This window comes from bacterium (assembly GCA_035559435.1).
Classification (GTDB): Bacteria; Zixibacteria; MSB-5A5; order WJJR01; family WJJR01; genus JACQFV01.
Genome location: DATMBC010000031.1, coordinates 47,253 through 57,619, shown reverse-complemented (window position 1 = coordinate 57,619; position 10,367 = coordinate 47,253). Strand labels below are relative to the sequence as shown.

Annotated in this window: 13 protein-coding genes; 9 read left to right on the top strand and 4 right to left on the bottom strand. The window is 64.8% G+C overall.

Features of this window, described 5'->3' with window-relative positions; all coding sequences use genetic code 11:
• From VNN55_03790 to VNN55_03760, 7 genes are all read left to right on the top strand, one after another.
• A partial coding sequence (locus VNN55_03790) for a SufD family Fe-S cluster assembly protein (GenBank protein ID HWO56670.1) occupies window positions 1-643 on the top strand: 643 nt, incomplete at its 5' end.
• Entirely contained in the window at window positions 636-944 is a 309-nt protein-coding gene (locus tag VNN55_03785; GenBank protein HWO56669.1) for a non-heme iron oxygenase ferredoxin subunit, read from the top strand. The genes VNN55_03790 and VNN55_03785, both read left to right, overlap by 8 nt.
• Before the next feature lie 10 nt (window positions 945-954).
• Window positions 955-2,235 (top strand): cysteine desulfurase, encoded by a 1,281-nt coding sequence (locus VNN55_03780; GenBank protein ID HWO56668.1) that lies wholly within the window; start codon window positions 955-957, stop codon window positions 2,233-2,235.
• Between the two features lie 30 nt (window positions 2,236-2,265).
• Complete coding sequence (locus tag VNN55_03775; GenBank protein ID HWO56667.1) at window positions 2,266-2,748, top strand: SUF system NifU family Fe-S cluster assembly protein; 483 nt, start codon at window positions 2,266-2,268, stop codon at window positions 2,746-2,748.
• A gap of 36 nt (window positions 2,749-2,784) precedes the next feature.
• Window positions 2,785-3,096: a metal-sulfur cluster assembly factor gene (locus VNN55_03770; protein ID HWO56666.1), complete on the top strand. Its 312-nt coding sequence runs from the start codon at window positions 2,785-2,787 to the stop codon at window positions 3,094-3,096.
• A gap of 20 nt (window positions 3,097-3,116) precedes the next feature.
• On the top strand, window positions 3,117-3,416 hold the full coding sequence (locus VNN55_03765) for a hypothetical protein (GenBank protein ID HWO56665.1): 300 nt from the start codon (window positions 3,117-3,119) through the stop codon (window positions 3,414-3,416).
• A gap of 41 nt (window positions 3,417-3,457) precedes the next feature.
• Window positions 3,458-3,985 carry a BrxA/BrxB family bacilliredoxin gene (locus tag VNN55_03760; GenBank protein HWO56664.1) on the top strand — a complete coding sequence of 176 codons (528 nt, stop codon included), beginning with the start codon at window positions 3,458-3,460 and terminating at the stop codon, window positions 3,983-3,985.
• 75 nt (window positions 3,986-4,060) lie between these two features.
• Here VNN55_03760 and VNN55_03755 read toward each other — a convergent pair whose 3' ends face one another.
• Window positions 4,061-5,527, bottom strand: coding sequence for a fibronectin type III domain-containing protein (locus VNN55_03755; protein ID HWO56663.1), 1,467 nt, complete (start codon window positions 5,525-5,527; stop codon window positions 4,061-4,063).
• Between the two features lie 203 nt (window positions 5,528-5,730).
• Here VNN55_03755 and VNN55_03750 point away from each other — a divergent pair, with 203 nt between their 5' ends.
• A complete protein-coding gene (locus VNN55_03750) occupies window positions 5,731-6,141 on the top strand; it encodes a hypothetical protein (protein ID HWO56662.1) in 411 nt (136 codons plus the stop codon).
• Between the two features lie 2 nt (window positions 6,142-6,143).
• Window positions 6,144-6,995, top strand: coding sequence for a class I SAM-dependent methyltransferase (locus tag VNN55_03745; GenBank protein ID HWO56661.1), 852 nt, complete (start codon window positions 6,144-6,146; stop codon window positions 6,993-6,995).
• A 12-nt stretch (window positions 6,996-7,007) separates the two neighbouring features.
• Here VNN55_03745 and VNN55_03740 read toward each other — a convergent pair whose 3' ends face one another.
• The 3 genes from VNN55_03740 to VNN55_03730 all read right to left on the bottom strand — a co-directional run bounded on the left by VNN55_03740 (window position 7,008) and on the right by VNN55_03730 (window position 10,362).
• Window positions 7,008-8,057, bottom strand: a complete 1,050-nt coding sequence (locus tag VNN55_03740; protein ID HWO56660.1) for a hypothetical protein — start codon at window positions 8,055-8,057, stop codon at window positions 7,008-7,010.
• A gap of 4 nt (window positions 8,058-8,061) precedes the next feature.
• Window positions 8,062-9,039: a ketol-acid reductoisomerase gene (ilvC, locus tag VNN55_03735; GenBank protein ID HWO56659.1), complete on the bottom strand. Its 978-nt coding sequence runs from the start codon at window positions 9,037-9,039 to the stop codon at window positions 8,062-8,064.
• 90 nt (window positions 9,040-9,129) lie between these two features.
• Complete coding sequence (locus VNN55_03730) at window positions 9,130-10,362, bottom strand: ABC transporter permease (protein HWO56658.1); 1,233 nt, start codon at window positions 10,360-10,362, stop codon at window positions 9,130-9,132.
• Window positions 10,363-10,367 lie beyond the last annotated feature (5 nt).

Here is a 10,367-nt window from a genome sequence, read left to right as displayed (position 1 = left end):
CCGCTGCCACTACAGCGCGGTGCAGAACTGGAACAGCCGGACCGTCTCCTACCTGACCTCGCGCGCCCGCCTGGATCAGGACGCCCGTCTCGACACCGTCTTCACCACCGTCGGCGGCGCCAAGGTGAAAGTCGACGCCGGCGCGATTCTGGCCGGCAAGGGCGCCGAAAGCAACATGTACGGGCTGGCAATCGGCGATCGGGCGCAGCATTTCGATCACCACACCGTGCATTTGCATGAATCCGGCCACACGCGCAGCGATCTGCATTTCAAGGTCGCCCTGCGCGACCGGGCCAACTCGGTCTACACCGGGCTGATCCGCATCGACGAGCGCGCCGACTACTGCGAGGCCTACCAGGAGAATCGCAACCTGGTGCTCTCGCCCGAGGCCAAGGCCGAGTCGATTCCGGAACTGGAGATCATGAACAACGAGGTGCGCTGCACCCACGGCGCCACCGTCGGCAAAATCGATCCGCAGGAAATCTTCTATCTCATGTCGCGCGGCATCGGCAAGGACGATGCCGTCCACCTGATCGTGGCCGGCTTCGTCGCGCCGATTCTCGACCAGGTTCCGCCGGTCATGCGCGACCGCATCGAGAACATCGTCCTCGCGCGCCTCGAAGGGCGGGAACAACATGGATAACTACATCACGGTCGGTAAGCTCTCCGAGGTGCCGTCGGGGCGGGCGAAAGTGGTCACCGTCAACGGCCGGCGTCTCGCGTTGTGCAACGTGGACGGCACGATCCATGTCATCGATGACCGTTGCACGCACGATGACGGCCCGCTCGGGGAGGGAACGCTGCACGGCCACGCGATTGAATGCCCGCGTCATGGCGCCCGCTTCGATGTCCGCACCGGCGCGGTGCTGCGTATGCCGGCCGCGTTTCCGGTGAAGGCGTACAAGTCTCGTGTCGAGGGCGACGAGATCCAGGTGGAACTCTAGGGGGAGACCGATGAATCCCGCGATCAGCACTCAAGCGACCGTCGCCGCGGATCGGTCCGCGCCGCTGGACAGCGCGCGGATTCGCGCCGACTTTCCGATCACGTCGCGCGAGATCCACGGCAGCCCGCTGGTCTATCTCGACAGCGCCGCCACGTCGCAGAAACCGCAGGCGGTCATCGACGCGCTGGTCAACTTTTACCGCTTCACCAACGCCAACGTCCACCGTGGCGTCTATGCCCTCTCGGCGCAGGCGACCGACCTCTACGAGGGCGCCCGGGCCCAGACCGCCCGGTTCATCAATGCCGAGTCCGCCGACGAGATCATCTTCACCCGCAACGCCACCGAATCGATCAACCTGGTGGCGCAATCCTGGGGCGCGGCCAATCTCAAGGCCGGCGATGAGATTCTGCTGTCGGAGATGGAACACCACAGCAATCTGGTGCCGTGGTTTCTCCTCGCCAGGCGCACCGGGGCGGTGATTCGCTATCTGCCGATCCGTCCCGATGGCACTCTGGCGATGGAACAGTGGGAGGAACGCTTCACCGTGCGCACCCGCCTGGTGGCGGTCACGCACACCTCGAATGTCCTGGGCACGATCAACCCGGTGGCCGACATCGCCGCGCGCGCGCGCCGCGCCGGCGCGGTGGTCGTCATCGACGCCGCCCAGGGCGCGCCGCACTGCCCGATCGACGTGCAGGCGCTCGACGTCGACTTCCTCGCGCTCTCGTCGCACAAGATGCTCGGCCCGACCGGGGTCGGCGTTCTCTACGGACGCCGCGCGCTGCTGGAAAGGATGGAGCCGGTGCTCGGCGGCGGCGACATGATCCGCTCGGTGACATTTACCGGCGCAACCTGGAACGAATTGCCGTGGAAATTCGAGGCGGGCACACCGAACATCGCCGATGTCATCGGTTTCGGCGCGGCGCTCGATTATCTGACCGCGCTCGGCATGGACAATGTCCGGCGGCATGAAATCGATTTGACCGGCTACGCGCTCGAGCAGATGCGCCGCATCGAGGGCCTCGAAATCTATGGCCCGGCCGATCCGCAGCTACGCGCCGGCGTGATCGCCTTCAACGATCCGGAAATCCACCCGCACGATCTGGCGACGATTCTCGACCGTCGTGGCATCGCCATCCGCGCCGGCCATCATTGCGCTCAACCACTGCTGGAGCGGCTGGGACAGACCGCCACCGCCCGCGCCAGCTTCTATATCTACAACACGCGCGCGGATGTCGATGCGCTCGTGACCGGAATTCTGGCGGCGCGCAAGTTTATGGGACGGGGTTAGAGCCCCCGTCGCCGACGACGGATACATCTCATGTCGGATCCGATCCACCGTGACGATGTCGAGCTGGGGTCGCTTTACCGCGATACCGTCCTCGACCATTTCCGTTCCCCGCGCGGCCGTCATCCGCTCGATCGCGTCGATCTGTCGCGTCAGGGGCACAACCCCGTCTGCGGCGACCGGCTCACCTTGTCGCTGAAGTTGCAGGGCGACACGATTGAAGACGTCGCCGTCGAGACCAAGGGGTGCGCCATCTCGGTTGCCTCGGGGTCGATGCTGGCCGAACTGGTTCCGGGGCTGACGAAGGACCAGGCGCGGCATCTGGCGGAATCGTTTCGCGCCATGATGCACGGCGGCCCGGCGCCCAAAGATGTCGACATCGGCGACCTCGACGCGCTCGAAGGGGTCAAAAACTTCCCCGTGCGCGTCAAGTGCGCCCTGCTGGCCTGGATGACGTTGCTGGACGCGCTTTCCGGCGCCGCCGACTCGAAGGGCGTCACGGTCACCGAGGATTGAGATGGAACGATCGGCCTGATAGGGATGTGAGATGATATGCTGATCACACAAGACATCGTGATGGAAGCGCTCAAAGAGGTCAAAGACCCGGAATTGCACCTGGGGATTGTCGACCTCGGCTTGGTGTATGGCGTGGATATCGAGGATGACGGCAAACATGTCGAGGTGCGGATGAGTCTGACCAGTCCCGGCTGTCCCTATGGGCCGCAGATGGTCAACGACGTCCGTTTCGCGGTCGCCAGTCTTCCGGGCGTTGAAACCGCCGATGTCCGCGTCGTCTGGGATCCGCCTTGGGACCCGCGCACCATGGCCTCCGATGAAATCAAAGATAAATTGGGAATTTGGTGACCCGACTGGGGGCTGATCTCATGGCGGTGCACAATCCGGCGGTTGGCGCCATACTGAGCGAAATCCACGGGCTTCTGCACGAAGCCCGCTCGAACGTGGAGATCGACCTGGAGCGCGGAAAAGCGCTGCTCCAGCAGGTCGCCGGCGCGGCCGCGGCGCATCAACAGGGCGCGCTGGAAGCCGACGAACTTGCGCGGTTGCTTGCCGAACTGGGCCAGAGCATCCAGCCGTCCATCGAAAAGGAACTGTCCATCGACAACCCCGAGGCCGCCGTGATCCAGATCCGCGGATTGCTCGATCGGTTACAGACGCTTTCGTAGCCCGGATGTGGCAACACGTCCCGTGAAGGAGGAAGAAGCCAATGGCGATGACGCCGCTTTACTCACCCCAGGACATTCAACGCATCCTGCAGGCCATGCGCGAGGAACTGACCTTTGTCGGGATCAGGGAATTGAAAACACCCGAAGAGGTTGACGAGGCGTTCGCAAAGACGGCCGGCACGATGCTTCTGGTGGTGAATTCGGTCTGCGGGTGCGCGGCGGGCAACGCTCGCCCTGGCGTGGCGCTGGCGCTGCAGAACAAAATCATTCCCGACCGGCTCTATACCGTCTTCGCCGGTCAGGATCCGGCGGCCACGGCCAAGGCCCGCGGTTACTTTCCGCAGGAGCCCCCGTCGTCGCCGTCGTTTTTTCTCTTCAAAGACGGCCGTTTGGTTTACAACATGCCGCGTCATATGATCGAGGGCCGCGACGCCCGCGCCGTCGCCGTTGACCTGATTGCCGCCTTCAACGCCCACTGCGCGTCCCAGGGGCCGTCGGTGCCACCCGAGGTGTTCGCCAAGTCTCCTTCGGTGCAAGTCTGCGGCTCGCAAATCCCCAGCGTGATTTGACCGCCAATGCCTTCAAGCAAGAGGCGCCGATGGACTTTATCGGCGCCTCTCTGCTTCACACTCGATTTGTGGGGCTCAGCGTTCGGGCAAGGTGGTGCCGTGCGTCACGTTCGACAGGGGCGCCCAATTGGGAACCTCGTCGCCGGTTTTGATGGCGAAGTAGTAGGTCGTGCCCGGCCGGAGATTCCGCACGTCCATCGTGATCACGTAACCGGCGTTGCGCGGCGGATCGACATCGGGCACACGCGTCGCGGTCGCCCACGATTGTTCGGTGATCGAGTCGGTGGCGTACCGCAGATCGTGTTCGATCGCGTTGCCGTAGTTGTTGTCATCGCCGACGCAGCGCCAGCGCAGCGTCAGCGCCGTCGCCGTGGCCGCCACCACCGCCAAATCGGTGATGCGCGCCGGCGGCAGCGTGTCCTCCAACCCCATGCCGCCGTTGGTGACCACCGCCACCGAATTCGACACCCTCGACCAGTTCGGAATCTCGTCGGCGGTCTTGATCGCGAAGTTGTAGAGACGGAACGACTCCAGCCCGGAGACGGTCATGGTCTGCACCGAACCGGCATCAGCCGGTTGCGGCTCGTTGAGCACATAACTGCTGCTGTTCCAGTTCGAGTCGGTGATCGCATAGTTGTTGAATCGAATATCGTAGGTCGTGGCGCGGCCGATGTCGCCGTCATCGCCGGGGGCCGTCCAAATCAGTTGCACCGAGGTGAGCGTGACCAGGCCCACGGTGAGGTCGGTGATGGTCGCCGGCGGCGTCGATTCGGCCGGCGCCGTGCGCGCAACCACCTCGCCGGCCAGCCCGGACCAGTTAATGATCTCGTCGCCGGCCCGGATGGCAAAATGGAACTGACGGTCGGGAATCAGTCCGGTCACCACCAGCGATTGCGTTGTGCCCGGCGTCGAAGGCGATGGTTCTCCGACCAGCCGCGCCGAAAACTGCCAGTCGACCTCGGAGGTGATCGGCAACACCGAGAAGCGCGCATCGTAGACCGACGCTTTCCCCGCCATTCCGTCGTCCCCCGGCGCGGTCCACGACAACGTGACCGTCGATGAGGATGTCGAGTCGACCGTCAAGTCAGCGATCGCCGCCGGTGGAATAGAGTCCGAGAATCCCGCCGTCACGCCGGTGCCGACATTCGACAACCCCGACCAATTGCCCGCTTCGTCGCCCGTACGGATTGCGAAGTAGTACCGGGTGGATGCCGCCAGTTTGTCCACCTGACAACCGGAGTAGACGCCCGACTCGAAAGGTGCGCCAATGTCGTTGTGCCGTGTCGCCCGATCCCAGTTGTCTTCGGTAATGGGCTCTTGCGAGTATCGCAGGTCGTAGTATGTCGCCTGGCCGATGGTGGAGTCGTCGCCGGGGGCGGTCCACGCTGCTGTCAGGGAGTTGCCGAGCGGACGCCCGACCACCAGATCCGTGACCGGCGACGGCGGAGTGGTATCGCCTGTCCCCCGTTCTTCATCACTGCAACCGGCTGTCAAAAGCCCGATTGCCACTCCCGCCGCCGCCAGCCACCGCCAAGTTCTCATCGCGTCCCTGCCGCTTTGCGCATTCCTCCGGTCCAAAGAGCGCACAATTCCTGCCGCAAGTCAATCGTCGCTCTGCGCTTGCAGGCCCCGAATCCACGACCCGCGTTCTCCATGCCCGACATTACAGCGCAGACAACTTCTCATTCCCGAATTCATTATAATTCCGACACCGGGGGATGCCTGCCCGGGGAGATGGCCGCCGCATGATTGTCGAGGATTACAATCCGGAATACTACGAAGCCCGGTTGGGGGGAACCACACCGCGGGTCTGCGAGGGGAAGTTCGTGCACATCGCCGGCCCGCAGGAGGAGTTCATTGTCCTGTCTCCCATCGAATTGACAGAATATCACGCGCACATCGTTCAGCGGTTCAGCCGCCGCCGCGCCGAGATGTCCAGTATCTCGCTGCCGTCGGGCGAGGAAGTCCGTTTCGGCACGCCCGGCTGGGCGGTGCGTGGCGGGGGACGTTTCCAGTGGGACCGGGCGACCCGCCGCCTCTGTCTGTGGGGCGCCTCCAAGGTCTATGGTCCCTTCGATGGCGATTACATCCGCGAGGCGTTGCGGCAATCGGCCGGATGGGACGATGTCGATGTGCAGATCGGAGAGCCGCGCTGATCGTGACGCAATCTGCTGGAATTCCCTGCGGTGCCTGCGGCGGTGTGGCCGATGATCCGGCCGGAGTGATCCCCTTCTACCTGAAATCGGGCGAAATCGATACGTCCCTGTGGCGCTGCCGCTTTTGCGGTACCTACACGCGCGACATCAACCTGGATGACCCGCGGCTGCGCGGGCATTTCGAGGTCGCCAGTTACACCGATCCGCAGGCGGAAGCCCGTCTGCGCGATTGCCGCGCCGGCTTTTTCGCCTATCTCCAGTCGCTGGCCGAGGCAGCCATCGGCCGCTCCCTCCATGGATTGCGTGTCCTGGATGTCGGCGCCGCCTACGGCCACCTCCTCGACCGGCTGCTCGCCGATGGCGCGCGAGGCGAAGGCGTCGAGATTGTGGAGACCCTGCGCGCGCGGATGACGGCGCGCGGGCTGGTTGTGCATGAGACCGTGCCCACGGCCGTCGCCGCCCCCTTCGATGTCATCTTTGCGATCGACAGTCTCTATTACTTTAACGATCCGCCGGCGGCGCTGGGTGCGATCCGGCGCATTATCAGTCCGGACGGCCGACTGATCATCCGGGTCACCAACCGGGTCTGGCTGCTCGACTGGTTGCGCGTGGCGGGAGTGGCGATCGGGCGCGATCGGTTCGGTGACGCCAAGTGCAACTTCAGTCCGGAGGGGATGGCGCTCCTGCTGCAAAAGGCGGGGTTTGAGCCGACGCGGCTGATCTGGCGGGAGAAGGGAAAACGCGGTCAGGGCCGGCTTCTGCGGTTGTACTACACGCTCTCGGCGTGGGCGAGCGAGTATCTGACATTGCCGGTCGCGCCGGGCATGATCTTGATCGCCCGCCCGCGGCCATAGCAGCGCCGCCGTTCACGGCGCCAGCATCTTCGCCAGTCGCCTCTGCATACGCCGCAGCTCGTCCAATTTGCCTTCCTGGCGTTTGCGCACCTCCTCATCGGCGGGATAGGTCAGTGCCCGGCCGCACTCCGACTGCGCTTCACGGTACCGCCCCGCGCCCCAGTGGCATTGCGCGCGATAGTAGGCGCACTCGATCAGGTTGAAATAATTTCCCGGTCCCTGCGCGCGGATGCGGGCCTCCAGGGAATCGAACGCGCTTTGTGCCCTGTCCCATTCATACATTGCCAGGAGCGCCCGTCCCTTGATCCACCAGGCGGTCTTGCCCTGCGAGTGTTCCTGCCGCAGTGTGTCCGCATGCGCGATCGCTTCGTTGTAGCGCTCGTCCTTGATCAAGGCGCCGGCCAGCGCGGCCCGCGCCGCCGCGCGCGCAAAGATGCCACAATGGGACGCCCGCGCCAGATGGTCCATCCCGCGACGGCGCGAGTCGGGCACCAGCGGCAGCCAGTTGATCCAGTCGGTTTTGACGGATTTCCAGTAGAGGTAGGTGCCCAGACCCAGCAGGGCATCGCAAAGGGTGCTGTCGATCCGCAATGCTTGCTGGAAGTGCTTCTTGGCGCGCAGACCCTGTTTGAGCGCGGAAAACCAGCCGCCCCAGCGCGACTCATGCACGGCCCGGTATCCCGCCGCTACCCCCAGGGCAAACTCCGTTTCGGCGTCGGCGCCACCCGACTTGATGAGCGCGTCCGACCGGCGTTCGGCTTCGGCGACCAGCGTCAGAAAGGATTCGCGTTCGTCGTTCGATTCGGCATCGATCATCCGCGCCTGAATGTTGCCAGCGCGAAAAAGCGGTCCCATCGGGGATTCCGGATACGCGTCCATGAGCCAGGCAAAAATTGAATCGGCCGACGCGAATCGATCGTTGGCCGACAGGTCGATGCCGGCCAGGGTGGCGGCGCGAATCGAGTCGACGGCGTAGAAGGAAACCGCGGTGCCCGCAGAGGCATCGGTGCTGATGCCAAAGGCCGCCGCGAGGAAAGCGATGAGGATGGCCAGGCGTCGCATCAATCTACCGGCGGCCCCGGTTCTTGACGGCAAAGGCGCGCCGCACGGCATCCTCGCCGCGCTGAAACGCGCGCGAGACACGCGGCGCCGGCAGCTCCGATCGTTGCGCGCGCGCCACCCAGCGCGCCATGAACCGGCCGTCGGTAATCTCGCGATACAACCGATCCATCTGCCGCCGCGTCGCGGTGGTGATGATCCGTGGACCGGCCTCATGCGCCCCGTAGGCGGCCGTCGGCGAGATCTGCGTCAGCATCCCCCGCAGGCCCTCGCTTTTGACCAGGTCCACAATCAGATCGAGTTGATAGACGCATTCGAGGTACGCGTGTTCCGGTTTCAGGCCATGACGGACAAGCGTGTCCACGCCGGCCTGCAGCAGCGCCGACAGTCCGCCGCAGAGCACCGCCTGCTCGCCGAACAGGTCGCCGACCGCCTCCTCGGCGAAGGTCGTCGCAATCGCGCCCGCCGGCAGACAGCCGATGCCCCGCGCCAGCGCCAGCGCGCGCGCGCGGGCCTTCCCGGAGGCATCGCGATGGACGGCGACAAAACAGGCGACGCCGTCATGCCGTGCGCGCAGCTCGCGCAACCGCTTTCCCGGGCCCAACGGCGCCACCAGCACAACATCGACCGTGGGCGGCGCGACAACCTCTCCGAAATGCACCGAGGAGGCATGGGCGAACACCAAAGTCTGCCCGGCGCGCAGATGCGGCGCAATCTCCCGATCAAAAATGCGCCCATGCAGGTGGTCCGGCGCCAGCATGAAGAGGATGTCGGAATGGGCCGTCCCCTCCGCGACAGTCGCGACCGGGAAACGATCGCGTCGCGCGCGTTGACGGCTGCGGCTGGACGGCGGCAGGGCAATCAGCGGCGCAAAGCCCGCGTCGCGCAGATTCAGGGCCTGGGCGCGTCCCTGCGAACCGAACCCGATGATGCAGATTTTCCGGCCCCGCAACGGAGCCAATGATGACTGGCGAACGACACGCATGGCCGCCTCCCGGACGCCGTCGATCATAGGACGCGGCGTGCGCCCAGACAAGGTGATTGTCGGCGGGGAGGGACCGGCCGATGCCGGAGGTTATTCGTAGCGCAGGGCTTCGATCGGATCCAGACGCGCCGCTTTGCGCGCCGGGTACAACCCGAAGAAGATGCCGACCAGGGCGGCAAAGGCGAACGAGACGAATACGGCTTCGGGCACGATCAGCGTGTTCCAGCCATAGAATCGCGACAGCACCATGGCCGCGCCCACGCCGACCCCGATGCCCACCGTGCCGCCAATCACCGACAGCGTGATCGATTCCATCAAGAACTGCAGCAGGATGTCCCGCCGGCGCGCGCCCATCGCCTTGCGCACGCCGATCTCACGCGTGCGCTCGGTGACCGACACCAGCATGATGTTCATGATGCCGATCCCGCCCACGATGAGGGAGACCAGCGCAATGGACGCCAGGAGCATGGTGAACGTGTTGGCCGTCTCCGCCTGCGCCGCGCCGACATCCGACATCGAGCGGATGTTGAAATCGTTCTCCTGCCCGGGCGCCAGGCGGTGCATGCGGCGCAGCGTCGTCTCGACCTCGAGGATGGCGCGTTCGATCAGCGACTCATCGCGGACCTTCAGCGTCAGCGACCCGAACGTGTCGCGGCCGAAGAGCCGGTTGAGCGCGGTCTCGATCGGAATCAGGATCATGTCGTCCTGGTTCATCCAGCCCTGGATGCCCTTCTCCTTGAGCACGCCCTTGACTTCAAAGCTCATGCCGTTGATCCGGATCGTCTTGCCGACCGGGTCGGTGTCCTCAAAGAGGTTGGTCGCGACTTCCTGCCCGATCACGCAGACACGTTCGCGGCGCTGGTTCTCGGCGTTGGTGAAGTAGCCGCCCTGGCTGGTCGCCGCGTTGCGCACCCACTCGTAATCGGGGATGGAACCGGTGACACGCGTATTCCAGTTCTTGTTCTCAAACTTCACCTGCGCAAACCCGGTCGCTTCGGGGATGACCGCCACCACCGAGGGGCATTCGGTACGGATCGCCTCGACATCCTTGTCGTCGAGCGTTTCGACCGAGCCGGCGCTGAGACGGATAAACCCCTGATGCGGCGCCCCCGGTCGGACAAACAGGAGCCCGGCGCCGAGCGCCTGGATACGTTGCTCGACGGCACGGCGCGCGCCCGAGCCCATCGCCACCATGGTGATCATCGCCGCCACACCGATGATGATGCCCAGCATCGTCAGCGTCGACCGCATCTTGTTGGCGCGCAGCGCCGTAAAGGCAACATTGATGCCTTCGCCGACCGAGATGTTCCCGCGTTTGCTCATCGGAT

Excerpts from the sequence above, each read along its gene's own strand:
- VNN55_03785 (HWO56669.1), top strand. The coding sequence starts at position 636 with ATGGATAACTACATCACGGTCGGTAAGCTCTCCGAGGTGCCGTCGGGG.
- VNN55_03780 (HWO56668.1), top strand. The coding sequence starts at position 955 with ATGAATCCCGCGATCAGCACTCAAGCGACCGTCGCCGCGGATCGGTCC.
- VNN55_03775 (HWO56667.1), top strand. The coding sequence starts at position 2,266 with ATGTCGGATCCGATCCACCGTGACGATGTCGAGCTGGGGTCGCTTTAC.
- VNN55_03770 (HWO56666.1), top strand. The coding sequence starts at position 2,785 with ATGCTGATCACACAAGACATCGTGATGGAAGCGCTCAAAGAGGTCAAA.
- VNN55_03765 (HWO56665.1), top strand. The coding sequence starts at position 3,117 with ATGGCGGTGCACAATCCGGCGGTTGGCGCCATACTGAGCGAAATCCAC.
- VNN55_03760 (HWO56664.1), top strand. The coding sequence starts at position 3,458 with ATGGCGATGACGCCGCTTTACTCACCCCAGGACATTCAACGCATCCTG.
- VNN55_03755 (HWO56663.1), bottom strand. The coding sequence starts at position 5,527 with ATGAGAACTTGGCGGTGGCTGGCGGCGGCGGGAGTGGCAATCGGGCTT.
- VNN55_03750 (HWO56662.1), top strand. The coding sequence starts at position 5,731 with ATGATTGTCGAGGATTACAATCCGGAATACTACGAAGCCCGGTTGGGG.
- VNN55_03740 (HWO56660.1), bottom strand. The coding sequence starts at position 8,057 with ATGCGACGCCTGGCCATCCTCATCGCTTTCCTCGCGGCGGCCTTTGGC.
- ilvC (HWO56659.1), bottom strand. The coding sequence starts at position 9,039 with ATGCGTGTCGTTCGCCAGTCATCATTGGCTCCGTTGCGGGGCCGGAAA.
- VNN55_03730 (HWO56658.1), bottom strand. The coding sequence starts at position 10,362 with ATGAGCAAACGCGGGAACATCTCGGTCGGCGAAGGCATCAATGTTGCC.